The organism is Micromonospora sp. NBRC 110037 (assembly GCF_001652995.1).
Lineage (GTDB): Bacteria > Actinomycetota > Actinomycetes > Mycobacteriales > Micromonosporaceae > Micromonospora > Micromonospora chalcea.
Genome location: NZ_BBVA01000007.1, coordinates 241,120 through 266,232 on the forward strand (window position 1 = coordinate 241,120; position 25,113 = coordinate 266,232).

The window sequence follows — 25,113 nt, forward strand, 5'->3', positions numbered from 1 at the left end:
GCGAGAAACTTCCACCTTCTCCCCCGGCTAGCCGTGCTGACCAGGCAGAACGGACAGCACCGACCTCGATCTTGTAGGTTGGGTGCCGTGGCGCGCAGCGTGTACCTGACCGGCGTTGGCTCGGGCGGGGGAAAATCGACAGTGGCGCTCGGGCTGGCCGAGCTGTTGTCCCGCCAGGTGGAACGAATCGGCGCGTTCCGGCCGCTCGTCACCGGCGACGGCACCGACCCGATCCTGGCCCTGCTCACCGAGCGCTACCGGATGGATCTGCCGGTCGACGAGCTGTACGGCGCCACGTACGCCGAAGCGAGCGCGCTCGTCGCGGACGGCCGCCGGGAGGAGCTGATCTCCCGGATCGTCACCCGCTACCGGGAGGTCGAACGCCGCTGCCCGGCGATAGTGGTGGTCGGCAGCGACTTCGCCTACGGCGACGGCACCGGCCCGCGTGAGCTGGCCTTCAACGCCCGGCTCGCGACCGAGTTCAGCAGCGTCGTGGTCCCGGTGGTCGACGGTTTCGGGCAGACGCCCGAGACGATCGCGGCGGCGCTGCGCGGCGCGTACCACGATCTGGTCGACCTCGGCGCGACGGTGATCGCGGCGCTGGCCAACCGCGTGCCGGAGCCGATGACGCTGCCCGAGCTGCCGGTGCCCGCGTACGCGATCCCGGAGGTGCCGACCGTGTCGGCGCCGACGGTGGCCGAGGTCGCCGCGGCGCTGCGCGGCACCGTGCTCACCGGCGACGAGACCGCGCTCGACCGTGACGTGCTCGACTACGTGGTCGGCGCGGCGCACGTGCCGACGCTGCTGGACCACCTGACCGACGGGGCGCTGGTGATCACCCCGGGCGACCGCGCCGACCTGCTGGTGGCCGCCGGAGCCGCGCACGTCGCCGGGCAGGTGTCGCTGGCCGGGCTGGTGCTCACGCTCGGCGAACAGCCCGACCCGCGGGCCATGCGCCTGGTCGAACGGATGAACACCGGGCTCCCGGTGCTGTCGGTGCCCAGCGACAGCTATGACACGGTGTCCGCGTCCAGCCGGATCGAGGGCCGCCCCAGCACCGCCAACCCGCGCAAGGTCGAGGCAGCGCTCGGCGCGTTCGAACGCTGCGTGGACACCGACGACCTGGCCCGCCGGCTGCGGGTCAGCCGGTCCGCGCGGGTCACCCCGCTGATGTTCGAGAACGACCTGATCGACAGGGCCCGCGCCCAGCGCCGCCGGCTCGTGCTCCCCGAGGGCGCCGACGAACGGATCCTGCGCGCGACCGAGGTGCTGCTGCGCCGGAGCGTCGCCGAGATCACGCTGCTCGGCCGCCCGGACGAGATCGCCCGCCGCACCCGGGAACTGGGCGTGGACCTCGGCGACGCGCAGGTGGTCGACCCGGCGACCAGCCCGTGGCGGGACGAGTTCGCGCAGGCGTACGCGCAGTTGCGCGCCCACCGCGGCGTCACCGTGGAACTGGCGCACGACATCGTGGCGCAGCCCAACTACTTCGGCACGATGATGGTGCAGACCGGCCACGCCGACGGCATGGTGTCCGGCGCCACCCACACCACAGCCGCCACCATCCGGCCCGCGTTCGAGATCATCCGGACCGTACCGGGCGTCTCGGTCGCCTCCAGCGTCTTCTTCATGCTGCTCGCCGACCGGGTGCTGGTCTACGGCGACTGCGCCGTCAACCCCGACCCGGACGCCGACCAGCTCGCCGACATCGCCATCTCGTCGGCCGACACCGCGGCCCGGTTCGGCATCGAGCCGCGGGTGGCGATGCTGTCCTACTCCACCGGCAGCTCTGGCGCGGGCGCCGACGTGGAGAAGGTCGCGGCGGCCACCAAGCTGGTCCGGGAACGCCGGCCCGACCTGCTGGTCGAGGGCCCGATCCAGTACGACGCGGCGATCGACCCGCAGGTGGCCGCCACCAAGCTGCCGGACAGCCCGGTCGCCGGGCGCGCCACGGTGTTCATCTTCCCGGACCTGAACACCGGCAACAACACGTACAAGGCGGTGCAGCGGTCGGCCGGCGCGGTGGCGGTCGGGCCGGTCATGCAGGGCCTGCGGCGGCCGGTGAACGACCTGTCCCGCGGCGCCACCGTGCCCGACATCGTCAACACGGTGGCGATCACCGCCATCCAGGCCGCCGCGGAGGCGTCGGAATGAGCCGCATCCTGGTCCTCAACAGCGGATCCTCGTCGGTCAAGTACCGGCTGTACGACGGCGACGACGTCCTGGACAAGGGCACCGTCGAACGGATCGGCGAACCCGGCGGCGGGCCGGCCGACCACGAGAGCGCGGTCCGGGAGATCATCGGTCGGCTCGACCTGACCGGGCTGGCCGGCGTCGGCCACCGGGTGGTGCACGGCGGGCGGAAGTTCAGCGAGCCGGTACGCATCGACGACGCGGTGGTCGCCGCCATCGAGGACCTGGTGCCGCTCGCCCCGCTGCACAACCCGGCCAACCTGGCCGGCATCCGCGTCGCGCGGGAGGCGCTGCCGGACGTCCCGCAGGTGGCCGTCTTCGACACCGCGTTCCACCACACGCTGCCCGAGGCCGCCGCCACGTACGCGATCGACAAGGCCACCGCCGAGCGGTACGGCGTCCGCCGGTACGGCTTCCACGGCACCTCGCACGCGTACGTCTCGCGGCGCACGGCGGACCTGCTCGACCGCCCGTACGACCAGCTCAACACCATCACGCTGCACCTGGGCAACGGGGCGAGCGCCTGCGCGGTCCAGGGTGGGCGCAGCGTGGCCACCTCGATGGGCATGTCCCCGCTGGAGGGCCTGGTGATGGGCACCCGCAGCGGCGACCTCGACCCGACAGTCATCTTCCACCTGCGCCGCGAGGGCGGCATGGGCGTCGACGACATCGACGACCTGCTCAACCACCGCAGCGGCCTGCTCGGGCTGACCGGCGCCAACGACATGCGTGAGGTGCTGGCCCGGCGTGCCGCCGGTGACCCGGACGCGACACTGGCCTTCGACGTCTACTGCCGGCGCATCACCGGCTACGTCGGCGCGTACTACGCGCTGCTCGGCCGGGTCGACGCGATCGCGTTCACCGCCGGGGTGGGCGAGCACGCCGCGCCGGTGCGTTCCGCGTCGCTGGCCGGGCTGGAGCGGCTCGGCATCGCCGTCGATCCGGCGCGCAACGACGGCCACGGCGACCGGATCGTCTCGCCGGACGGCGCGGAGGTGGCGGTGCTCGTGGTCGGCACCGACGAGGAGCGGGAGATCGCCCGCGAGACCCGCGAGGTGCTGGGCGTCTGACCGCGTTCGGGGCGACGGTGCCGCTACCTCGGCGGGGTGGCGTGACCCGGTGCGCCCGATGTCGCCACCTCGGCGAGGTGGCGTGACCCCAGCGCTTCCAAACCCGACCCTGCCGCTGCCGGCGACCGGCGCGCGGCGGCCGGGTCAGCCCAGGGCGATCCAGGCGACCAGCGCGACCACCACGACGACGGCGACAGCCACACCGGCGATCAGCGGCACCCGGGACGGCGCCGACGCCGACGCGGCCGGCTCGGGCGAATCGACGAACGCGCGGAACTGCGCTGTGTTGCCACTCGGGTCGGTGTAGTTCTCAGCCATGCGGGTGACCCTAGCGAAACCGGCCGGACCAGGCCGCCCCGCCAGGCCGGAGCTCGACATCCGGCTCACCCGGCCCGCGCAAACCCGCCCGGCCGGTGGAGGCGTCGCCCGGCCGGGTGGTGACGGCAGCCGATCCGGACGGCGGGCGCGGACCGACCACTCGGCTGCCTACCGTGCAGGTGTGAGGGGGCAGCGGCTGGTGGCCGCGCTGATGACGGCGCTGCTGGCCGGCTGCGGCCAGGCCGTCGCCACCACCGATCCCGTACCGGCCGGTGTCCGGCCCGCGCCCGATCGCCAGTACGCGGTGGGGATGCGCCAGTTCACGCTCGACCCGGAGGGCGCGCGGCCGCTGCCGGTCACCGTCTGGTACCCGGCCGACCTGCCCACGCAGGCGACCCCGTCTACTTCCGCAGGTCCCGCCGCACCGGCCCACACCACCGCGCTACCCGGCTCCGCCCCCGCACGTGACGCCGCCCTCTCGCCGGGCCCCGCCGCCACCTCGACCGGCCCCGCCGCCGGGCCGTCCGGCACCGGCACGCTGGACGGGCCACGGGTGCGGCCGGGCGCGCCGTTCGCGGCGGGCCGGTTCCCGGTGGTCCTCTACAGCCACGGGCTGCGCAGCCTGCCCGCGCTGCACGCCGCCCTGACCAGCCGCTGGGCGGCCGCCGGGTTCGTGGTGGTAGCGCCCACCTACCCGCGTACGAGCCTGCGCGCCCGCAGCTACACCCGCGACGACGTACGCAACCAGCCGGCCGACGCCTGGCGGCTGGTCCGTCACCTGGTCCGTCTGGGCACCCGCCCCGGTGACCCGCTCGGCGCGCACCTGGCCGTGGACCGGTTCGCCGCCGCCGGGCACTCGGCCGGTGGTCACACCAGCCTCGGAATGTTCGCCTCCGGGCAACCGACCCCGCTACGGGCCGGGATCGTGATCGCCGGTGGCCGGATGGTCGCCGGCTTCTCCCGTCCGCTCGCGCCGATGCTGTTCGTGCACGGGAGCGCCGACCGGATCGTGCCGGAGTCGATCGGCCGGGCCGCGTACGCCCGCTGCCTCGGACCGGCCGCCTTCCTGAGCCTGCGCGGTCAGGGCCACGGCGAGTATCTGACGCCGGGCCGGGCCGGTTTCCCCCAGGTGCTCGCCACCACCACCGACTTCCTGCGCTGGACGCTCTACGCCGACCGGGCGGCGCTGCGTCGCCTCCCCGCCGACGCGACAGCCCCCGGCACAACTTTCACGACCCACTCCCTCCCCACGTGACCGCACCCGGCCCAGCGCCGTTGATCATGAGGTTGACGGCGACAAACCGGACAGCAGATGCCGCCAACTTCATGATCGACGCGAGCCGGGGCAGGGGTGGGTAGGGTCCGGGCGTGGACGGGCTGGAAGGGCGGCAACTGGGCGCCATCCGTGAGGTCGTCGAGGTGGCCGGAGCGGCCGGGATCGACGTCTGGCTGCGCGGCGGCTGGGCGATGGACTTCCACCTCGGAGCGGTGAGCCGCCCCCACGTCGATGTCGACTGGTACTGCTGGCGGCGGGACGCCGACCTGCTGGCCGACCGGCTCGGCGCGCTCAGCTGGCGGCCCGACCCCCGAATGCCGGCAACGCTCCAGCTCGACCTGGTCCGGGACGACGTCGAGCTGAGCTTCGCGTACCTCGACCGGGACACGGCGGGCCGGGTCGTCGTGGGCGCCGGACCGTGGGCGGGCACCGTCCTGCCCGAGGGCATGCTGAGCGCCCCACCCGGCCGGATCGGTCCGCTCGCGGCCCCGGTGATCAGCGTCGCCACGCAGATCGAGTTCAAGGAGATGTTCCCGGTCTGGATGCCGGAGCGGCCCCGCCGTGCCAAGGACGCCGCCGACCTGGCCCGGCTCCGGGCATCGGCGTGCGACCACCCGACCGGCTGACCGGGCGGGGTCACAGGCGATCGCGAGGCACAATTCAGTTCATGCGCCGTCGTCCCGTCGCCCTGCTCACCGCCGCCGTCCTCGGCGCCGCCCTCGCCGGCTGCTCGGAGCAGCCCGCCGCCCCGGCCGGGCGGCCCGCTCCGGACACCGCACCGACAAGCGTCACACCGACCCCGCGCGTACCCGCCGGCAAGGCGCCCACGGAGAGCTTCGCGGTCGGCGTACGCCAGGTGAAGCTCAACCGGGACGGCAACCGGCCGTTGCCGGTGACGCTCTGGTACCCGGCGGCGGGCGCGGCCGGTGGCGCGGTCGAGCGCTCCGCCCCGGCGGCGGCCGGACGGTTCCCGGTGGTGCTGTTCAGCCACGGGCTGACCGCCCGGCCGGAGGACTACCAGGTGCTGCTCACGCGCTGGGCGGCGGCCGGTTTCGTGGTCGCCGCGCCACGTTTCCCGCACACCTCTCGGGGCACCGACGGCAACGCGCTGGACGTGCTGAACCAGCCGGCCGACGTGTCGTACGTGCTGACCCGGGTGCTCGCGCTCGGCGAGAAGGCGGGCGATCCGCTGCGTGGCCGGCTGGACCCGGAGCGGGTGGCCGCGACCGGGCACAGCGCCGGTGGCGTGACCACTATCGGCCTGTTCACCGCGGGCCGGGACGCGCGGCTGGACGCGGGCATCGTCTTCGCCGGCACCGCGCTCGGCGTGGGCACCGCGTTCGCCGGCACCGTCGCGCCGCAGTTGTACGTGCACGGTGAGGCCGACGAGGTGGTGTCGTACGCCGCAGGCAAGGCCGTCTTCGACGCGGTGCCGTGGCCGAAGGCGATGCTCAGCCTGCCGAAGGGCGACCACGGCCGGGCGCTGCTCGGCGACGGCAAGGCGCTCGGCGTGGTCGCGGACACCACGATCGAGTTCCTCCGCTGGACGCTCTACGGCGACCCGGCGGCGAAGGAGCGCCTCCCCGCCGCCGCGGCCCGCGGCGGTGTGGCCACGCTCGACGACCGGCTGTAAGGAAGGGCCCCTTATTAACGCCTCCGGTAGAGAAGGGGCCCCTTCTTAACACGCCGCGCCGCGCGCCGCCAGCGCCGAGCGCCGCCAGCGCCGAGCACCATCCGCGCCGCGCGCCTCAGGCGGTGTGGTCGACGACCACCTTGCCGAAGACGTCGCCGGACTGCAGCCGGGCGAACGCCTCGGTGATCTCGCTGAACGGCACCACCCGGTCGACCACCGGCCGCACCTCGTGCTCGGCGCAGAACGCGAGCAGCTCGGTCAGCTCGTCGGGGGTGCCCATCGAGGTGCCGAGGATCTCCAGTTGCATGGCGAAGACCCGGCGCAGGTTGACCTTCGGCTCGTGGCCGGAGGTGGCGCCGGAGACCACGATCCGGGCCATCGGCGCGGCCGACTTCAGCGAGTGGTCGAACGTGGCCGCGCCGACCGTCTCGATCACCACGTCGACCCGTTCCGGCAGCCGCGCGCCGGGCTCCAGCGCGGTCGCGCCCAGCTCGGCGATCCGCTCCCGCTTGGCGGCGTCGCGGCTGGTCGCGTACACCCGCTTGCCGAGCGCGACGCCGAGCGCGACAGCCGCGGTGGCCACGCCACCGCCGGCGCCCTGGACCAGCACCGACTCGCCGTCGGCGACCCGGCCCTTGGTGGTCAGCATCCGCCAGGCGGTGAGCCAGGCCGTGGGCAGGCACGCCGCGTCGGTGGCCGACAGGCCGTCGGGCAGCGGCAGGAGGTTCATCCGGGGTACGGCGACCAGCTCGGCGAACGTGCCCTGGTAGTGCTCGGAGAGGATGGAGACCCCGCGCGGGTCGCCCGGGGTGGGCACCACCGGGTAGATGACGACCTCGTTGCCGTCCGGGTCGGTGCCGACCGCGTCGCAGCCGAGGATCATCGGGAGCTGGTCGGCGGTCAGGCCCACGCCACGCAGCGACCAGAGGTCGTGGTGGTTGAGCGAGCTGGCCCGGACCCGCACGGTGACCCAGTCGTCCTGCGGGTGGGTCGGCTCGGGACGGTCGCCGACGGCGAGCGCGGCAAGCGGGTTGTCGGTGTCGAAGGCCGAGGCGAAGGCAGCACGCATGATCGGCACGGTAACAAGCTGAGCAGCAGTTAAGAAGGGGCCCTTCCTCTACCGGAGGCGTTAAGAAGGGCCCCTTCCTTACATCTCAGCGGCGGGCGACGCCGTCGCGGCGGGCGGCTTCGGCGACCGCCTCGGCCACCGCCGGCGCGACCCGGGGGTCCAGCGGCGAGGGCACGATCGCGTCGGCGGTGAGCGACTCGGCCACCACGTTCGCGATGGCGTCGGCGGCGGCCACCTTCATCGAGTCGGTGATCCGGGTGGCGCCGGCGTCCAGCGCGCCCCGGAACACGCCGGGGAACGCGAGCACGTTGTTGATCTGGTTCGGGTAGTCGCTGCGCCCGGTGGCGACCACTGCCACGTGCCGGGCGGCCACCTCGGGGTGCACCTCCGGGGTGGGGTTGGCCAGCGCGAACACGATGCCGCCGGGCGCCATGCCGGCCACCGCCGCCTCGGGGATCTGGCCGCCGGAGACGCCGATGAGCACGTCCGCGCCGCGCAGCGCCTCGGTGATGTCGCCCTGGCGCCCCTCGGCGTTTGTGAGTTCGGCCAGCTCGGCCTTGGTGCCGGTCAGCTCGCGGTGCCGGCCGATGATGCCGCGCGAGTCGCACACCACCACCCCGGACGGGTCGACGCCGCCGGCGATCAGCATCTTGGTCACCGCGACGCCGGCCGCGCCCGCGCCGCTGACGGCCACCCGCAGGTCGCCGAGCTTGCGGTTGAGCAGCGTGGCGGCGTTGCGCAGCGCGGCGAGCACCACGATCGCGGTGCCGTGCTGGTCGTCGTGGAAGACCGGGATGTCCAGCGCCTCGTCGAGCCGCCGCTCCACCTCGAAGCAGCGCGGCGCGCTGATGTCCTCCAGGTTGATCCCGCCGAACGAGGGCGCGAGAGCCTTGACCGTCGCGACGATCTCGTCCACGTCCTGCGTGTCCAGGCAGACCGGCACCGCGTCGACGCCGGCGAACTGCTTGAACAGCACCGCCTTGCCCTCCATCACGGGCAGCGCGGCGCGCGGGCCGATGTTGCCCAGACCGAGTACGGCGGAGCCGTCGGTGACGACCGCGACGGTGTGCGACACCCAGGTGTAGGTGTCGGCGAGCGCGGGGTCGGCGGCGATCGCCTCGCACACCCGGGCAACCCCCGGGGTGTACGCGAGGGAGAGGTCCTCGCGGCTGGTCAGCGGGACGGTGGAGGCGACTGCCATCTTGCCGCCGACGTGCAGGCGGAAGACGGGATCGGCGGGGTCCGGGGTGGGCGAAGACATGGTGACTCCAGGATCTGTCGAGCAGACGGACCGGCCGGCGTGGTCAGCGGTGGTCAGCGACCGGCGGCGCGGCGGTGCGGGGGTCACCCGGGCACTTTCCGAGCATAGTCACGCTTCGGCAGCCAGTATGTGAGCGGGGTCATATCCGCTCCGGTCGTTACCGGCCCCTGACCAGTCCCGGACGCGGCCACCAGCGGGCCACCACCCGGCCGCGGACGTCGGCCACCCCGTACGCGCGGGAGTCGTCGGCGACGAACTCGTTGTCGCCGCGCAACCACCAGCCGCCGTCGCGCGGTTCCACCGTCCGCTTGACGACGAGCAGGTCGGGACGGCTGCGGAAGACCGCGACGACCACGTCACCGGGGCGCACCGCCCGGCCGCCGGTGCGGACCAGCACCGCGTCGCCGTGCCGCAGCGTGGGGGACATGGAGGGGCCGGTCACCAGCACCGGCGTCAGCGGGCCGCGCAGCGCCGGAGGTTCGCCGGTGGGCGCCATGTCACCTCCCAGCCCCCGAGGGCGTCTCCAGGAGTAATGTCGTCTTGGATCATCGCAAACAACCCATGGAGGACCCTGATGCGCCTTCCCCGCATCCTCACGCCCCGGGTGACGGCCAGCGCTCACTGCGACCTGCCCTGCGGCGTATACGACCCGGCCCAGGCCCGGATCGAGGCCGAGTCGGTCAAAATGATCTGTGAGAAGTACCAGGCCAACACCGACCCGGAGTTCCGCACCCGCGCCATCCTGATCAAGGAGCAGCGGGCGGAGCTGGTCAAGCACCACCTGTGGGTGCTCTGGACCGACTACTTCAAGCCGCCGCACTTCGAGAAGTACCCGCACCTGCACCAGCTGTTCAACGAGGCCACCAAGCTGGCCGGCGCGGCCGGCGCCAAGGGCGCGACCGACCCGGCCAAGGCGGACGAGCTGCTGGCGAAGATCGATGAGATCTCGAAGATCTTCTGGGAGACCAAGCAGGCGTGACGTCGCCCGACGGCACTCCGACGATCCGGCCGGTACGTCCCGGGGACGTACCGGCCGTCGTCACCATGGTGCACGAACTCGCCGAGTACGAGCGCGCCCCGGAGCAGTGCCACCTCACCGCCGAGCAGCTGGAGGCGGCCCTGTTCGGGCCGGCGCCGGCGCTCTTCGGTCACGTGGCCGTCGACGCGGCGGACCAGCCGATCGGTTTCGCGCTCTGGTTCCTCAACTTCTCCACCTGGGCCGGCGTGCACGGCATCTACCTGGAGGACCTGTACGTCCGCCCGTCCGCCCGGGGCACCGGCGCGGGCCGGATGCTGCTGGCCACCCTCGCCGCGATCTGCGTCGAGCGCGGCTACCAGCGGCTGGAGTGGTGGATGATCAACTGGAACCCGGCAGCCCGCTTCTACGCCGCGATCGGCGCCACGCCGATGGACGAGTGGACCCCGTACCGCCTGGCCGGGCCCGCGTTGCGCGAGCTCGCCACGCACGCGACGGCCGCGCCCACGCGGTCGGCCCCCTGACCGGGTAGAGTCCCGCACCGGGGGGAGGAGCCGTGACTCAACTGACCGGGCACCCGACGACTGACGACGACGTCGTCCACCTCACCGTGCCCGCCGACGGTGGTTACCTCGGCGTGCTCCGCACCGCCACGGCCGGCCTCGCGGCCCGGCTGCAGTTCGCCCTCGACGAGATCGAGGACCTGCGCATCGCCGTCGACGAGGCGTGCGCCATGCTGCTCGCCATCGCCACCCGCGACGCCGAGCTGGAGTGCCGGTTCGCGGTCACCGAGGACGCGCTCACCGTCGAGGTCACGGTGCCGACGGTCCGGGGCGCGACGCTGCCGTCGGAGTCGTCGTTCGCCTGGAAGGTGCTCACCGCGCTGACCACCGGGGCCAACGCCCACGCGACCGACGGCCGGGCCACCATCTCGCTGCTGACCCGCCGCGCGGGCGGCTACTGACCGGGTCGCGGCCACCGCTCCGGCGGCCGTCCGGCGTTCAGCGGGCCGGGTCGCCGAAGCCGAGCGCGCGGTTGGTCGGGCCGCTCACCAGCAACCCGACCATGCCGATGCCGAACGCCATGAGCGGCAGCCCGAGCCAGCCCATGCCGCCCTCGATCATGAACCAGCCGACCGGCAGCAGCATGAGCTGAAGCACGATCGCGGGCGCGCGTGCGCCGGCGCGACGGCGGGACAACGCGCCGCCGAGCGCCCAGAGCGCCACCGCGCCGCCGATCGCGAACGCGGTCACCCACAGCGCCGAGACCAGGTCTGTCGTCTCAGCGGTGAGGTCGGACCAGATGAGCCACACCGCGATCAGCCCGAGCGCCACCGCCTCCGCGCGTAGCAGGAGCACCGCGGCGCGCAGCGTGCCGGGGACCGGGTCGGAGTCGATCGTCACGGGCGCCACGATACCGGTGGGTAGTCGCGGTACAGTGCCGCCCATGCGGGCCGTCCTGGTGGTCAATCCGAAGGCCACCACCACCAGCGAGCGCAGCCGGGACGTGCTGGTCCGGGCGTTGCGCAGTGAAGTCGACCTGTCGGTGCGCTACACGCGCCGGCGGGGCCATGCCATGGACCTGGCCCGGGAGGCCGCCCAGGAGGGCGTCGACCTGGTGGTCACGCTCGGTGGCGACGGCACCGTCAACGAGGTGGTAAACGGCCTGATGGCGGCGGAGCCGCCGACGTTCCGGACCGGGCAGACCTCGGCCGAGCGGCTGCCCGCGCTGGCCACCGTGCCCGGCGGCTCGACGAACGTCTTCGCCCGCGCGCTCGGGCTGCCCCGGGAATGGCCGGACGGCACCAGCATGATCCTGGAGGGACTGCGGCTGGGCCGGTCCCGCACGATCGGGCTGGGCCGGGCCGACGACCGCTACTTCACGTTCTGCGCCGGCTTCGGGCTGGACGCGGCGGTCATCCGCCGGGTGGAACAGTCCCGCAGGAAGGGACGCGTCTCCACGCCGGCGCTCTACTTCCGGTCCACCGCGAGCCAGTACTTCGTCGGCTCGGACCGCCGCCACCCGTCGATCACGCTGGAGCGTCCGGGTGAGGCGCCGGACACGGAGCTGGCCACGGCGATCATCCAGAACACCGCGCCGTGGACGTACCTGGGCGACCGGGAGATCAACCCGAACCCGGAAGCCTCGTTCGATCTCGGGCTCGACGTGCTCGCGCTGCGGCGGCTGCGGGTGGCCAGCACGGCCCGTACGGCGGCGCAGTTCTTCTCCCGGAAGCCGGACCCGCACGGCAAGCAGGTGCTGCGCCTGCACGACCTGGCGGAGTTCACCCTGCGCTCGGAGCGCCCACTGCCGTTCCAGATGGACGGGGACTACCTCGGCGAGCGGGAGAAAGTCCGATTCACCTCCGTGCCGGCGGCACTGAGAGTAATCTGCTAGGTCTCGGGTACTCCAGTCGGTTGACGCGGATCCCCCCGCCGCGCGGGCGCGGTGGCCGCCACGCCGAGGAAGGGTGCCGGAAATGTCAGCAACGTCACGCAGACCGTACTACATTGATTATCGACTGTGGCACGCCGGGTAACCAGGACCCTGGTAAACCCGGACAAATGGGTGGTGAGCCCGCTCACTGTTCGGAGTTTTTCCGAGCGGCACCCTTGACATCGCTGTAGTTCGTGAAAGTATTCACAAGCGAACTCGTGTTGCCGGGACATTGCCTGGATATGCTCGTTCGGTTGAGCTGTTCCAGCAGGTCCAGGCACCCCACAGCCTGCTCACGCTGCGCCGAATTGATGGATGCTGACCGTCACCCTTCGGCAATGCGGACGCAAATAGGAATAGCAACGAAGCGTTTACTGGCCACCCACTAAGAATGAGGAGTGTTGCCGCCATGGACTGGCGCCACGATTCGGTCTGCCGCGACGAGGACCCGGAGCTGTTCTTCCCCATCGGGACGTCCGGCCCGGCCCTCCTTCAGGTGGAGCAGGCGAAGGCCGTCTGCCGGCGCTGCCCCGTGACCGACCAGTGCCTGCAGTGGGCGCTGGAGTCCGGTCAGGACGCCGGCGTCTGGGGCGGGATGAGCGAGGAGGAGCGCCGCGCGGTGAAGCGCCGCGGCGGTCTCCGGGTGCTGCGCGCTCACTCCGCCTGACCCGTACCACACGACAACGCCCCGGCCGGGATTCCGGCCGGGGCGTTGCGTTGTCCTCACCCGTCAGGCCGCAACCGTGTCCACGCGCCGCCGGACCAGATCCGCCAACTCCGGCAGGTCGTTCAGCGGCTCCGCCACCGCCACCGCGCCCGCCGACCGGGCCGCCGCGCGTACCCCGTCGTGGAACCGGCCCGGCGCCAGGAAGTAGGCCGCCACCGCGACCCGGCGGGCCCCCGCCGCGCGCAGTCGCGCCACCGCGCCGCCGACCTCCGGCGGCGCCGCCGAGGCGTACGACACGCGGCACGGCACGCCCAGCCCGGCGCCGAACGCCGCCGCGACCCGGCCCACCGAAGCACGAGCGGCCGGATCCCGGGTACCGGCCGCCGCCAGCACCACCGCGTCCAGCCCGCCCGGCCCGTCGCCGGTCGCCTCCGCCAGGCGGCGGCGCAGCCCGTCCAGCAACCCGCCGTCCACGCCGGAGCCGGCCGGGCCCAGCACGTCGGTCACCCGTACCTCGATCTCGGCGCCGGCCGCCGCGACCGCCGCCGGGATGTCGACCTTCCGGTGGTACGCGGCGGTCAGCAGCAGCGGCACCAGAACCGCCCGGGAGTGGCCGGCGGCGGCAAGCCCGCGCAGCACCTCGGCCGGGCCGGGATCGGTGTGGTCCAGCCAGCTCGGCAGCACCGCACGACCGGGCCAGGTGTCCGCCACGGCCCGGGCCAGCGCCCGGGTCGCCTCCGCCGCCCGAGGGTCACGGCTCCCGTGCGCCACCAGCACCACGGGTGGCCCGGCCCTCAGGTGTGCAGGCCGCACTCGGTCTTCTCGAACATCGCCCAGCGACCGGACCGCGGGTCCTCCCCCGCCTTCGTCCGCCGGGTGCACGGCCAGCAGCCGATCGAGCCGTAGCCGCGCGCGAACAGCTCGTTGACCGGGATGTCGTACCGGGCCACGTACGCGTCCACCTCCCGCTGCGTCCACGCCGCGATCGGGTTCACCTTGACCTTGCCGCGCCGCGCGTCGAAGCCCACCACCGGCGTGTTCGCCCGGGTCGGCGACTCGTCCCGGCGCAGCCCGGCGGCCCACGCGTCGTACCCGGACAGCGCCCGCTCCAGCGGCTCCACCTTGCGCAGCTGGCAGCAGTCGTCCGGGGACCTGTTGAACAGCCGCGGACCGTACTGGCCGTCCTGCTGGCCCACGGTCATCCGCGGCCGGATCGAGCGCACCCGCACCGGCATCCGGCGGGCCACCTCGTCGCGCACCCGCAGCGTCTCCGGGAAGTGCAGCCCGGTGTCCAGGAACACCACGTCGACGCCGGGCGCGACCCGGGAGACCAGGTGCGCCACCACCCCGTCGGCCATCGAGCTGGTCACGCAGAACCGCTCGCCGAACGTCTCGGCCGCCCACCGGGCGATCTCGATCGCCGGCGCGTCCGCCAGCTCCCGGCCGGCCTCCTCGGCCAGCGCGCGCAACTCCTCCGGGTCCCGGCGGGCCGGCCCGGCCTCGCCGATCAGGCCGAGGCCGGCGGCGGAGACGAGGCCGCTCACCGGGTCACCGCCCGGCTCAGCAGACCGGTGAACTTGACCGCGAAGACCCGCGCGCAGGCGTGGCACTCCCAGGCGCCGTGTCCGGCCTCGTGCGGTCGCAGGTCCTCCTCCCCGCAGTACGGGCAGTAGAGAGGCGCAGATCGGGCATCGCTCATCGGAGCTCCTCCTCGTCGGCTCTGATCACCCAGTTGGCGAACGTCTCACCCTCGGTCCGGCCGGCCAGGTAGCGGCGGGCGAGCCGTTCCACGTACTCCGGAAGCTCCTCGGCGGTGGTCTTCAGGCCGCGCAGCTTGCGGCCGAAACCGGCGGTCTGGCCCTGGGCCATGCCGAGGCCGCCGCCGAGGTGCACCTGGAAACCCTCGACCTGCCGGCCGTCCGGGCCGACCACGAGCTGGCCCTTGAGCCCGATGTCCGCGACCTGGGTGCGGGCGCAGGCGTTCGGGCAGCCGTTGAGGTGGATGGAGATGTCCGCGTCGAAGTCGCGCAGCCGCTCCTCCAGGCGCGCGACCAGTTCCTCGCCGCGCCGCTTGGTCTCGACGATGGCGAGCTTGCAGAACTCGATGCCGGTGCAGGCCATCGTGCCGCGCCGCCACGCCGACGGCCGGGCCTCCAGGCCGATCCCGCGCAGCGCCGTGACCAGCTCCTCGGTCCGCTCCGGCGCCACGTCCAGCACCAGCAGCTTCTGGTAGGGGGTGAGCCGCACCCGGCCGCTGCCGTGCGCCTCGACCACGTCGGCGAGCTGCGCCAGCTGGGTGCCGGAGACCCGGCCCACCACCGGGGCCGCGCCGACGTAGTTCGCGCCGTCACGCTGGGCGTGCACACCGATGTGGTCGACCGGCTTCGCCGGCAGTTCCGCGGCCGGGCCGTCCAGCAGCGTGCGGCCCAGGTACTCCTTCTCCAGCACCTCCCGGAACCGCTCCACGCCCCAGTCGGCGACCAGGAACTTCAGCCGGGCCCGGTTACGCAGCCGGCGGTAGCCGTAGTCGCGGAAGATGCCGACCACACCGGCCCACACGTCCGGCACCTCGTTCAGCGGCACCCAGACGCCGAGCCGCTTGGCGAGCATCGGGTTGGTGGAGAGCCCGCCGCCCACCCACACGTCGAAGCCGGGACCGTGCTCCGGGTGCTCCACGCCGAGGAACGCGATGTCGTTCGCCTCGTACGGGGTGTCGACCAGCCAGGAGATCGAGGTCTTGAACTTGCGGGGCAGGTTGGAGTACGCCTTGTCGCCGACGTACCGGCGGACGATCTCGTCGATCGCCGGAGTCGGGTCGAGCACCTCGTCCCGGGCCACCCCGGCGACCGGGCTGCCCAGCACGATCCGGGGGCAGTCGCCGCACGCCTCGGTGGTCTGCAGGCCGACCGCCTCCAGCCGGCGCCAGATCTCCGGCATGTCCTCGACCCGGATCCAGTGGTACTGGATGTTCTGCCGGTCGGTGATGTCGGCGGTGTCCCGGGCGAACTCGCGGGAGATGTCCGCGATCACGCGGAGCTGGGCCAGGTTGAGCTGGCCGCCGTCCACCCGGACGCGGAGCATGAAGAACTCGTCTTCCAGCTCGTGCGGCTCCAGGACTGCGGTACGCCCGCCGTCGATGCCGGCCTTGCGCTGGGTGTAGAGGCCCCACCAGCGGAACCGGCCGCGCAGGTCCTGCGGGTCGATCGAGGCGAAACCGCGATGGGCGTAGATGTTCTCGATCCGGTCCCGCACGTTCAGCGGGTCGTCGTCCTTCTTGATCCGCTCGTTGGGGTTGAGCGGCTCTTTGTGCCCGAGCGCCCACTGGCCCTCGCCGCGTGGCCGGCGGGGCGCACGGGCGGCGGGCGCCGGGGAGTCGGGACGGGTCGGGGTGCTGCTGACCGCCATCGCGGCGTCCTCCATTGCTTGCTGCGGTGCCTGCGAGCGCGGACGCGGCGGCCGGCCCGGGAGTGGGCCGTGGACGGCGATGTCGATGACGGCCGGCGCGAGTGCGCGCCCGAGACGGAAGGGTCGGGCGTCGTCAGTGGGCCGGACAGATCGCGCTGCGCACGCGGCCGTAATCGACGTGGCGGCGAGCCACGAAGCGGCGGACGACAGCGGCGGTCATGTGCCTCATGCTGCCACACCACGCCCGGCCGGACCACAGCTCCGCACTGTGATCCCACATCACGGGCCCCAACCGGGATCGACTCCCATCCCTGTCCCCCGCCCTCCCTCCCCGCCCTCTCCCGTTGATCAAGGAGTTGACGTCCCCCAACCCGCCACATCAGGCCGCAATCTCCTTGGTCGACACCGCCGGCCCCCGTCCACCCCCGTCACCGCACCGTTGATCATGAAGTTGGCGGGGGCAAAAGGGACGGTGAGTGCCGTCAACCTCATGATCGACGGGGCGGGGGCCGGGGTGGGGCCGGGCCGGGCGGGGGTGGGCCGGGTGGGTGGGAAATGGGGGAGCTGGGGGGTGAGCGGGAGCGGGCGTGTGACGCTGCGGGGGTGAGGAGGTTCGGGCCCGCGTCTGTTCGCGCCCTTCCCGGCTGGGCGGTGTGGATGACGCCGGGGCTGCTCACGCTCGTGGTGACGCTGGCCGGGATCGGGCACGCCCAGCCGTGGCGGGACGAGCTGGCCACCTGGAGCGCGGCCACCCGCCCGCTATCCGACCTGGCCCGGATGACCCGCACCATCGACGCCGCCACCGGGCCGTACTACCTGCTCATGCACGGCTGGACGGCGATTGCCGGCACGTCGCCGACGGCGCTGCGACTGCCCTCCGCGCTCGCCATGGCCGTGGCCGCCGCGCTCACCGCCCGCCTCGGCGCGGTGCTGGTCGGCCGTCGCGCCGGGCTGCTGGCCGGACTGCTGTTCGCGGTCCTGCCGGTCACCTCGCGGTACGGGCAGGAGGCCCGCCCGTACGCCCTAGCCACGCTGCTCGCCGTGCTGGCCACGCTGCTGCTGGTCGAGGCGCTGCGCCGGCCGACCTGGCGACGCTGGGCCGGGTACGCCGCTGCGGTCGCCGCGCTCGGCCTGCTCCACCTGGTCGCGCTCACCCTGCTCGCCGCGCACGCCGTGGTGGTGCTGCTGACCGCCGCACATGGCCCTGCGGGGGTCGTCGATCCGCCCGGCCAGTCCCGAGCCCAGATGCCCGACGCGAGCCGGCCACGCCGCAGACACCTGTGGCGTTCCACCCAGCCACGAGATCGAACGCGAGTGGAACACCACGGGTGTCACGACGCCCCGCAGACACCCACGGCGTTCCACCCAGCCACGAGATCGAACGCCGGTGGAACGCCACGGGTGTCACCGCATCCCGGGAGCAGGGAGCATGGCAGGGACGCGCCGGAAGCGGAACCGCAGAACGTGACCGGCGAGGCTCGGGAGGCGCTGGCCGGGTGGCTGCTGGCGCTGGTGCCGGCCGTCGTGCTCGTCACCCCACTGGCGCTCGTCGCCCGGGGGCAGCGCGGTCGACAGCTCGACTGGGTCGACCCGGCGCGCCTGCCCGACCTGGCGGCGCTACCGGGTGCGCTGGCGCAGAGCGGCGTCGTCGGCGGTTTCGTGCTCGCGCTCGCGGCGCTCGGCGTGGCCCGGCTGGGTCGCCGGGCGCTGCTGCCGGCCGCCGCCGTGCTGCTGCCGGTGCTGCTGATGTTCGCCGCCGGAACGATGGTGCCGCTCTGGGTGACCCGCTACCTGGTCTTCACCGTGCCGTTCGCCTGCGTACTGGCCGGCGCCGCGCTGGCTGCCGCGCGGGTCACTCCCGCACCGGCCCGAACGCCGGCAACAGCAACGCCCGCTGAAGCAACACCCGCTGAACCAGCGCCCGCTGAAGCAACGCCCGCTGGACCAGCGCCCGCTGAAGCAACGCCCGCTGGACCAGCGCGCACGGCGACACCCGCCGCAGCCGGCCGCACTGCCGCGCCCACGGAAGCAGAGCAAGGGCCGACGTCGCCGCGCGGACGGGTCGCGGCGGGAATCGCGGTGGTGGTCCTGGCCGGACTGCTCGGGCTGCCCGATCAGGTGGCGCTGCGCCGCACCCACGAGTGGCCGCGCAGCGCACCCGTCGACTACGCGGGCGCGGCCGGGATCATCCGCGCCGGGCAGCGGCCGGGCGACGCGATCGTCTACTCGCCCCGGGACGGCTGGCTGTTCCCGGATCTCGGCATGGCGTACCACCTGGGGTCGAGGCTGCCACGCGACGTACTGGTGGTCCGCGACCAGCGTCAGGACGCGAGCCTCTGGGCCGTGGAGTGCGACGACCCGGCGCGGTGCCTGGCCGGGGTGGACCGGGTGTGGCTGGTGGTCACCGGCCGGCGCGCGGACCCGTTGGCGGCGGTGCCGGGTGCGAAGGGCGACGCGTTGCGCGCGGGCTACACGGTGCGGCAGGTGTGGCCGCGTCCGGGGATCACAGTGGCCCTGCTCGTCCGGTGAGGCGGTCGGTGGTGCCGCGGGCCAGCGGTACGACGATGGCCGCCTCGGTGCCGCCGTCGGCGCCGTTACGCAGCTCGATGGTGCCGCGCAGCTCGCCGGTGACCAGCGCCCGGACGATCTGCAGGCCCAGGTTGCCGCCGCGCTCGGCGTCGAACTGCTCGGGCAGCCCCCGGCCGTTGTCGGTCACCGTGACGTGCAGTTGCTTGCGCGCCCGGTGCGCGGAGACCACAACCTCGGGCCGGGGCGCGGAAACCCCCGCCTCCGGCCGGGGCACGTCCACAGGAGGAGCGGCCGCCTCCTCCTCGGCCGACGGGAAACCGTGCTCGACGGCGTTGAGCAGCAGCTCGTTGAGCACCATCACCAGCGAGGTGGCGATCTCGGCGGGCAGGACGCCGAACGTGCCGCGGCGGCGCATGCCGACACTCACCTCGGTGGCGGCGACCTCGGTGGCGGCGCTGGCGACCCGGTCCACGATGCCGTCGAACTCGACCGCCTCGTCGCTGGACATGGAGAGCGTCTCGTGCACCAGCGCGATCGAGGCGACCCGGCGTACCGATTCCTCCAGCGCGACCCGGGCCTCGGGCATGGAGACCCGCCGGGCCTGCAGGCGCAGCAGCGCGGCGACGGTCTGGAGGTTGTTCTTCACCCGGTGGTGGATCTCCCGGATGGTGGCGTCCTTGGTGATCAGGGCGCGGTCGCGGCGGCGTACCTCGGTGATGTCGCGGACCAGCACCAGCGCGCCGATCGGCACTCCGGCGGGCATCAGCGGCAGCGCCCGGGTGAGCATGGTCGCGCCGCGGGCGTCGATCTCCCGCCGGGGCGGCGCCTCGCCGCGCAGCGCGGCGAGCACGGCGTTGCCCGCGTCGGTGCCTTCGAGGGGGTCGCCGGCGAGCCGGCGGTGCAGCTTGGCCAGGTCCTCGCCGACGAGGTGGGAGGCGTAGCCGAGGCGGCGGTACGCGGACTGGGCGTTCGGGCTGGCGTAGGTGACCTTGCCGTTGGCGTCGAGCCGCACCAGGCCGTCGCCGACCCGGGGCGCCGAGGTGGTCTCGCCGGGGTGCCGGGGCGGCGGGAACGTGCCATCGGCGATCATCTGGGCCAGGTCGTCGGCGGTGGTCAGGTAGTTCAGTTCGAGCTGGCTGGGGGTGCGCGCGGTGGACAGGTTGGTGTCCCGGCCCACCACGGCGATCACCTCGCCGGCTTCACCGTCGCCGGTGCGCAGCCGGACCGGGATCGCCTCGTGGCGGGCCGGGACGTCGCCGTACCAGACCGGGTCGCCCTCGCGCCAGATCCGTCCCTGCCGGTAGGCCACCTCCAGGTGGGCCACCTCGGCCCCGCCGACGATCCGCCCGACCTGGTCGTCCAGGTAGGCGGTCGGGGCGGTGGTGGGACGGACCTGGGCCACGCAGAGGAACGTGCCGTCGCCGTCCACCGGCACCCAGAGCAGCAGGTCGGCGAAGGACAGGTCGGACAGCAGCTGCCAGTCGCCGGCGATCCGGTGCAGGTGGTCGATGTCGGCCGGGCGGAGCGCGGTGTGCTCCTCGGCGAGGTCACGGAGGGTGGACACGCCACACAGCGTGCCACGCCGGGCCTCACATCGTCGCCGTGACCTTCTTCAAGCCGCGCGGCGCGTCCGGGTCCTCGCCCCGGGCCAGCGCCAGGGCCAGCGCGAGCCGTTGCAGCGGCAGGATGTCGAGCAGCGGCGCGTACCGCTCGTCGACCTCGGGCACCGCCATCCGGGTCTCGCCGACGTCGGCGGAGCCGACCACCACCACGTCGGCGCGGCGCTCGCCGAGGCGGGGCAGCACCTCGCGCATCGACGTGCCGCCGGGGCCGGAGCCGACGACGGCGAGCACCGGTACGTCCGGGTCGGTCATGGCGAGCGGGCCGTGCAGCAGGTCGGCGCCGGAGAAGGCGAGCGCCGGCAGGTACGAGGTCTCCATCAGCTTCAGCGCCGCCTCGCGCGCGGTCGGGTACGCGTACCCCCGGCCGGTGGTGACGAGCTGGGCGGCGAACCGGTAGCGCGGCGCGAGCCGGGCCGGGGTGTCGTCGGCGAGCGTCTGCGCGGCCAGCTCGGGCAGCCGGCTCAGCGCGGCGCGCTCCTCGGCGGGCAGCACGCCGTCGCCGGCGCGTACCCCCTCGATCAGCATGAGCAGCGCGAGCAGTTCGGCGGTGTAGGTCTTGGTGGCGGCGACCGCCCGCTCGTGGCCGGCGGCGATGTCCACGCTCAGCTCGGCGGTCTCGACCAGCGGCGAGCCGGGGTTGTTGGTGACGGCCAGGGTGAGCGCGCCGGAGGCGCGGGCGACCCGCAGCACCTCGGCGAGGTCGGGCGAGCCGCCGCTCTGGCTGACGCCGACGACGAGCGCGTCGGAGAGGTCGGGCCGGGCGCCGAAGACGGTGATCGCGCTGGGCGAGGCCAGCCCGGCGGGCAGTCCGAGGCGGATCTCGGTCAGGTAGGCCGCGTAGAGCGCGGCGTGGTCGGAGGTGCCCCGCGCGGTGAACACCACGTGCCGGGGGCGCCGCTGCGCGACGACGGCCGCGACCTCGGCGATCGCCGCGGCGTGCTCGGCGGAGAGCAGACGCTCGTAACCGGCCGGCTGCTCGTCGATGTCGGCGGCCATACCGGCCCCTGCTCGCGTCACTCCAGACCTCCTTCTGCGCGTTTCTCGCGCGTTCGATGCTCAGTCTTGCACGTTTCAGCAGCCTCAATCAACGCAACGAGCAGGAGTGCGCAGTGGATCACTAATTGACGGAAGATCCCCTAGGCTTGCCCGGCTGACCGACCCCGACCGGCGGAAGGACGACGTGCCCGAGGACGACGCCGCGCTCTCGGCGGAGGAGGAACTCGCGCTGGCCCGGCTGGCGCTGGGCGAGGGCGACCTGCGGCACGCCGCCGACCACATCGCCGCCGCGCTGGTCCGCTCCCCCACGCTGCCCGAGGCGCACGAAGCGCTCGCCCGGCTGGACGCGGCCAGCGGCGGCGACCTGGACCTCTTCCCGCTCGGTCAGCAGGCGTTCGTCGGCGCCGTGGTGGCCCGCGCGCACCTGCTCGCCGCCGCCGGCCGGCCCGCCGAAGGGCTCGACCTGCTGGCCGCCGCCACCGGCTACGCGCCCGCCGCGCCGTGGGCCGCCGTACCCTGGGTGACCGCCACCGACCTGCCGGAACGCCTCGACCCCGAACGCACCGCCCGGATCCTCATGCAGGTCTGCGCGGCGGCGCCCGACCCCGCGCCGCGCCGGCTGCGCGAGCCGCTGGCGCCGTACCTCACGCTGGCCCGCAACGCGATCACCGTGCATCCGGCCCACCCGCTGCTGCTGGGCGCGGCGTCCGCGCTGGCCCGGCGCCTCGGCGAGGTCACCCTCGCCGTCACCTGGGCCACCCGGGGGGTACGCGCACAGCCCACCAAACTCGGCGAGGTGTGGCTCGGGTACGCGTACCGCAGCGCCGGCCGCACCGGCGAGGCGCTGGCGGCGCTGGAACGGGCTGTCGCGCTCGACCCCGACGACCTCGCCGTCTACGCGGACATCGCCGGCACGCTCGCCGACAACGGCCGGCTCGACGCGGCGCTGGGCTGGATCGACCGGGCGCTGGCGAAGGACCCCACCTTCGACTGTGCCGTGCACACCGCGCACCGGCTGCGCTACCTGCGCGACGGCGACGTGGACCACCTGGTGGCGCTCGCCGATTTCGTCCGGGAACATCCGGACGACACGCACGAGCACGGCGACCTCGCCGAATGCTGCCGGGGGCGGCCCTGGCTGGGTCAGGTCACACCGGCAGACGACGATTTCCCGTCCCCCGACGGGCCCGCCCCCTCGGCAGCCGCGGTACGCCGCCTCCAGCACCTGGCGCACCCGGCGTGGGCGCACCCCCCGGCCGCGTACGACGCCGCCGTCGGGCTGGCCACACTGGACCTCGCCGACCTGCTCGCACTGCTGGCGCACCCGCCGGAGGCACCCGCCACCGCGCTGGGCCGCGTGCTCGGCGGGCAGGACCCGGCACTGTGGAGACGCTGCGCGCAGGTCTGGGCCTGCCTCGGCCTGCTGCACCACCGCACCGACGAGCCGTGGGAGTCGTCGACCCGGCGGCGGGTGCTGCACGAACTGGCCACCGATCCCGGCCCGGCCGCCGAGGCGGCGCTGTTCGCCCTGGTCACCGCCGCCTGGGTGGACCCGGCCACCCGCGCCGACGTGGCCGCCGTGGTGGCCGGGCGGCTCACCGAGGTGGCATCCGGCGCCGCCCGGCGTACCCCGGTGGCGGTGTCGCTCGCCTATCTGGCGCGGGCGACCCCGGCCCTCGACCCGGCCGCCCGCGCCACCGCCGACTCGCTCATCGCCGGCGCCGGCGGAGGCCCGCTGCGCCGCCTCTGGCGACGCCTCACCGCCCTGTTCCGCAGAGGCTGAGCGCCGGGACCGTTCCGGGGCCCCATTTCCGGCCGGCTCCCCGGCCCCCACCACCCAGCCGAGCGCCGCCACTTCGCCGAGGTGGCGCGATCAACTCCCCTCCGACCCCACCACTCCCCCGATGTGGCGGGCAGCGGGCGGAAGGCACCGGGTGCCTCGCTGGGGTGGATACGCGGCGGCCCCGCGTACCCCCGGGGTGGGGGCGCGGGGCTGCGGCGGGTGAGTCAGGCGACGGGGGCCTTGCCGAGCGCGGCCTCGGCCTCGTCCTCCGGCGTGGGGCCGGCCGGCCGCACGTCGTTCGTCGCGCGCAGCGGCACCTCCTTGATGAACCAGGCGAGCACCGGCACGGCCACGGTGAAGAGGACCGCCCAGAAGAAGACGTGCGAGATGGCGTCGGCGAGGCCGCCGAGCACCGCCTCGCGCATCGGGCCGGTGAGCTTCTTGAGGGCTTCCAGGTTCATCGCGCCGCCCTCGCCGCCACCCGAGCCCGCGAACGCGGGGCCGGCCGCCGAGTCGGCGAGACGGTTGGCGAAGATCGCGCCGAAGAGGGAGACGCCGAACGAGCCGCCGATGGACCGGAAGAACGTGGCGGCGCCGCTGGCGGCGCCGAGGTCCTTCTGCTCGACGCTGTTCTGCGCGATCAGCATCGAGGTCTGCATCAGGAAGCCCATGCCGACGCCGAGCACGACCATGTAGAGCGAGGACTGCGCCTTGCTGGTGTCCACGTCGAGCAGGCTGAGCAGGCCCATCCCGGCGGCCATCACGACGCCGCCGACGATCGGGAAGGCCCGGTAGCGGCCGGTCTTGGTGATCGTCCGGCCGACCACGAGCGAGACCACGAGCATGCCGAACATGAGCGGGAGCAGCAGCAGGCCGCTGTTGGTGGCCGAGGCGCCCTGGACGGTCTGCTGGTAGAGCGGCAGGAAGTTCATCGCCCCGAACATGGCGAAGCCGAGCAGGAACCCGATCACCGAGATCAGCGCGAAGTTGCGGTTGGCGAACAGGCTCAGCGGCAGGATCGGCTCGGGCGCGCGCCGCTCGACGAGAGCGAACACGCCGAGCGCGGCCACCGCCAGCACGGCGAGGCCGAGGATCTGCGGCGAGGCCCAGTCGTACTGGTTGCCGCCCCAGGTGGTGACCAGCACGATCGCGGTGATGCCCACGGACAGCAGCGCCGCGCCCAGCCAGTCGATCTTGTGCTCGGTGCGGTACTTCGGCAGGTGCATGGTGGTGGCCAGGACCAGCAGCGCCACGCCGCCCAGCGGCAGGTTGACGTAGAACGCCCACCGCCAGGAGAGGTTGTCGGTGATGAAGCCGCCGACCAGCGGCCCCGCGACCATGGCGATGGCCATGATGCCGGCGATCATGCCCTGGTAGCGGCCCCGCTCGCGGGGCGGCACCAGGTCACCGATGATCGCCATGACGCCGACCATCAGGCCACCGGCGCCGAGGCCCTGCACGGCGCGGAACGCGATCAGCTCGATCATGCCGCTGTCGGCGCCGCCGAAGACTCCGGAGCCGGACATGCCGCACAGCGCCGAGCCGACCAGGAACACGACGACGGCGGTGAGGAAGACGGCCTTGCGTCCGTAGAGGTCGCCGAGTTTGCCCCAGATCGGCGTGGAGACAGTAGTGCCCAGCACGTACGCGGTGACCACCCAGGTGAAGTGGTCGGCGCCCCCGAACTCGAAGACGATCCGCGGCAGCGCGGTGCTGACGATCATGTTGTCGAGCATCGCGAGCATCATCGCGATCATCAGGCCGAACAGGACGACGCGGATGTTCGGTCTCGCGACGACCGGGGCTTGTTGACTCATCGGTAGGCTCCCCCGCAGATCATGTGATCAACTTACTTGCCGCCCGGCTAGTTTGCTTACTA

The 25,113-nt window shown here is 73.6% G+C and carries 24 protein-coding genes; 12 read left to right on the plus strand and 12 right to left on the minus strand.

The features are described 5' to 3' along the window. The first annotated feature begins 78 nt into the window (after positions 1-78). Both pta and A4R25_RS21540 read left to right on the plus strand, forming a co-directional pair. Positions 79-2,154, plus strand: a complete 2,076-nt coding sequence (gene pta / locus A4R25_RS21535; RefSeq protein ID WP_140946433.1) for a phosphate acetyltransferase — start codon at positions 79-81, stop codon at positions 2,152-2,154. Further along, entirely contained in the window at positions 2,151-3,263 is a 1,113-nt protein-coding gene (locus A4R25_RS21540) for an acetate/propionate family kinase (protein ID WP_064447873.1), read from the plus strand. Before pta ends, A4R25_RS21540 begins: the two co-directional genes overlap by 4 nt. 144 nt (positions 3,264-3,407) lie before the next feature. Here the strand turns inward: A4R25_RS21540 and A4R25_RS31540 are convergent, their stop codons facing one another. Further along, complete coding sequence (locus A4R25_RS31540; RefSeq protein ID WP_166457193.1) at positions 3,408-3,581, minus strand: hypothetical protein; 174 nt, start codon at positions 3,579-3,581, stop codon at positions 3,408-3,410. A gap of 181 nt (positions 3,582-3,762) precedes the next feature. On the opposite strand from A4R25_RS31540, the gene A4R25_RS21545 reads away from it, so the two are divergent. From A4R25_RS21545 to A4R25_RS21555, 3 genes are all read left to right on the plus strand, one after another. After that, positions 3,763-4,836, plus strand: a complete 1,074-nt coding sequence (locus A4R25_RS21545) for an alpha/beta hydrolase (RefSeq protein WP_064447874.1) — start codon at positions 3,763-3,765, stop codon at positions 4,834-4,836. A 113-nt stretch (positions 4,837-4,949) separates the two neighbouring features. Further along, the gene (locus tag A4R25_RS21550) at positions 4,950-5,483 is read left to right on the plus strand and encodes a nucleotidyltransferase domain-containing protein (protein WP_064447875.1); all 534 of its coding nucleotides are present in this window, start codon (positions 4,950-4,952) and stop codon (positions 5,481-5,483) included. Between the two features lie 41 nt (positions 5,484-5,524). Then, complete coding sequence (locus tag A4R25_RS21555; RefSeq protein ID WP_064447876.1) at positions 5,525-6,490, plus strand: chlorophyllase; 966 nt, start codon at positions 5,525-5,527, stop codon at positions 6,488-6,490. Positions 6,491-6,605: 115 nt separating this feature from the next. On the opposite strand, the gene A4R25_RS21560 is transcribed toward A4R25_RS21555, so the two are convergent. The 3 genes from A4R25_RS21560 to A4R25_RS21570 form a co-directional block, all read right to left on the minus strand. Next, the gene (locus tag A4R25_RS21560; RefSeq protein WP_030503225.1) at positions 6,606-7,559 is read right to left on the minus strand and encodes a zinc-binding dehydrogenase; all 954 of its coding nucleotides are present in this window, start codon (positions 7,557-7,559) and stop codon (positions 6,606-6,608) included. An 85-nt stretch (positions 7,560-7,644) separates the two neighbouring features. Next, positions 7,645-8,820: an NADP-dependent malic enzyme gene (locus tag A4R25_RS21565; RefSeq protein ID WP_064447877.1), complete on the minus strand. Its 1,176-nt coding sequence runs from the start codon at positions 8,818-8,820 to the stop codon at positions 7,645-7,647. A 157-nt stretch (positions 8,821-8,977) separates the two neighbouring features. After that, positions 8,978-9,316, minus strand: a complete 339-nt coding sequence (locus A4R25_RS21570) for a S24 family peptidase (RefSeq protein WP_064447878.1) — start codon at positions 9,314-9,316, stop codon at positions 8,978-8,980. A 78-nt stretch (positions 9,317-9,394) separates the two neighbouring features. Between A4R25_RS21570 and sodN the strand changes: the two genes are divergently transcribed. Genes sodN through A4R25_RS21585 form a run of 3 tightly spaced genes read left to right on the plus strand, consistent with a single transcriptional unit; the run spans position 9,395 to position 10,760 of the window. After that, positions 9,395-9,799 carry a superoxide dismutase, Ni gene (gene sodN, locus A4R25_RS21575; RefSeq protein ID WP_043328527.1) on the plus strand — a complete coding sequence of 135 codons (405 nt, stop codon included), beginning with the start codon at positions 9,395-9,397 and terminating at the stop codon, positions 9,797-9,799. Further along, positions 9,796-10,320, plus strand: a complete 525-nt coding sequence (locus A4R25_RS21580; protein ID WP_064447879.1) for a GNAT family N-acetyltransferase — start codon at positions 9,796-9,798, stop codon at positions 10,318-10,320. Before sodN ends, A4R25_RS21580 begins: the two co-directional genes overlap by 4 nt. A gap of 32 nt (positions 10,321-10,352) precedes the next feature. Next, the gene (locus A4R25_RS21585; RefSeq protein ID WP_030503230.1) at positions 10,353-10,760 is read left to right on the plus strand and encodes an ATP-binding protein; all 408 of its coding nucleotides are present in this window, start codon (positions 10,353-10,355) and stop codon (positions 10,758-10,760) included. A 37-nt stretch (positions 10,761-10,797) separates the two neighbouring features. Here A4R25_RS21585 and A4R25_RS21590 read toward each other — a convergent pair whose 3' ends face one another. After that, positions 10,798-11,199 (minus strand): hypothetical protein, encoded by a 402-nt coding sequence (locus A4R25_RS21590; RefSeq protein WP_064447880.1) that lies wholly within the window; start codon positions 11,197-11,199, stop codon positions 10,798-10,800. A gap of 43 nt (positions 11,200-11,242) precedes the next feature. On the opposite strand from A4R25_RS21590, the gene A4R25_RS21595 reads away from it, so the two are divergent. Further along, on the plus strand, positions 11,243-12,193 hold the full coding sequence (locus A4R25_RS21595) for a diacylglycerol kinase family protein (RefSeq protein ID WP_043328518.1): 951 nt from the start codon (positions 11,243-11,245) through the stop codon (positions 12,191-12,193). A 448-nt stretch (positions 12,194-12,641) separates the two neighbouring features. After that, positions 12,642-12,899 carry a WhiB family transcriptional regulator gene (locus A4R25_RS21600; protein WP_013288358.1) on the plus strand — a complete coding sequence of 86 codons (258 nt, stop codon included), beginning with the start codon at positions 12,642-12,644 and terminating at the stop codon, positions 12,897-12,899. A gap of 63 nt (positions 12,900-12,962) precedes the next feature. Here the strand turns inward: A4R25_RS21600 and A4R25_RS21605 are convergent, their stop codons facing one another. Genes A4R25_RS21605 through A4R25_RS21615 form a run of 4 tightly spaced genes read right to left on the minus strand, consistent with a single transcriptional unit; the run spans position 12,963 to position 16,304 of the window. Beyond that, a complete protein-coding gene (locus A4R25_RS21605) occupies positions 12,963-13,712 on the minus strand; it encodes a sirohydrochlorin chelatase (protein WP_181373784.1) in 750 nt (249 codons plus the stop codon). Then, positions 13,694-14,443 carry a phosphoadenylyl-sulfate reductase gene (locus A4R25_RS21610; RefSeq protein ID WP_043328516.1) on the minus strand — a complete coding sequence of 250 codons (750 nt, stop codon included), beginning with the start codon at positions 14,441-14,443 and terminating at the stop codon, positions 13,694-13,696. The genes A4R25_RS21605 and A4R25_RS21610 overlap by 19 nt, the downstream gene beginning before the upstream one ends. Continuing rightward, positions 14,440-14,598, minus strand: a complete 159-nt coding sequence (locus A4R25_RS31545) for a hypothetical protein (protein ID WP_013288361.1) — start codon at positions 14,596-14,598, stop codon at positions 14,440-14,442. The genes A4R25_RS21610 and A4R25_RS31545 overlap by 4 nt, the downstream gene beginning before the upstream one ends. Continuing rightward, positions 14,595-16,304: a nitrite/sulfite reductase gene (locus tag A4R25_RS21615; RefSeq protein WP_043330952.1), complete on the minus strand. Its 1,710-nt coding sequence runs from the start codon at positions 16,302-16,304 to the stop codon at positions 14,595-14,597. Before A4R25_RS21615 ends, A4R25_RS31545 begins: the two co-directional genes overlap by 4 nt. A gap of 657 nt (positions 16,305-16,961) precedes the next feature. On the opposite strand from A4R25_RS21615, the gene A4R25_RS21620 reads away from it, so the two are divergent. Then, complete coding sequence (locus tag A4R25_RS21620) at positions 16,962-18,833, plus strand: glycosyltransferase family 39 protein (protein WP_064447937.1); 1,872 nt, start codon at positions 16,962-16,964, stop codon at positions 18,831-18,833. Here A4R25_RS21620 and A4R25_RS21625 read toward each other — a convergent pair. After that, entirely contained in the window at positions 18,808-20,397 is a 1,590-nt protein-coding gene (locus A4R25_RS21625; protein WP_064447882.1) for a PAS domain-containing sensor histidine kinase, read from the minus strand. The two genes, A4R25_RS21620 and A4R25_RS21625, sit on opposite strands and share 26 nt — an antisense overlap. A gap of 25 nt (positions 20,398-20,422) precedes the next feature. Next, a complete protein-coding gene (locus A4R25_RS21630) occupies positions 20,423-21,451 on the minus strand; it encodes an SIS domain-containing protein (RefSeq protein WP_043328510.1) in 1,029 nt (342 codons plus the stop codon). Between the two features lie 184 nt (positions 21,452-21,635). On the opposite strand from A4R25_RS21630, the gene A4R25_RS21635 reads away from it, so the two are divergent. Next, complete coding sequence (locus A4R25_RS21635) at positions 21,636-23,234, plus strand: tetratricopeptide repeat protein (RefSeq protein WP_043328508.1); 1,599 nt, start codon at positions 21,636-21,638, stop codon at positions 23,232-23,234. A gap of 224 nt (positions 23,235-23,458) precedes the next feature. On the opposite strand, the gene A4R25_RS21640 is transcribed toward A4R25_RS21635, so the two are convergent. Beyond that, complete coding sequence (locus A4R25_RS21640) at positions 23,459-25,051, minus strand: MDR family MFS transporter (RefSeq protein WP_064447883.1); 1,593 nt, start codon at positions 25,049-25,051, stop codon at positions 23,459-23,461. Between the last annotated feature and the right edge of the window lie 62 nt (positions 25,052-25,113).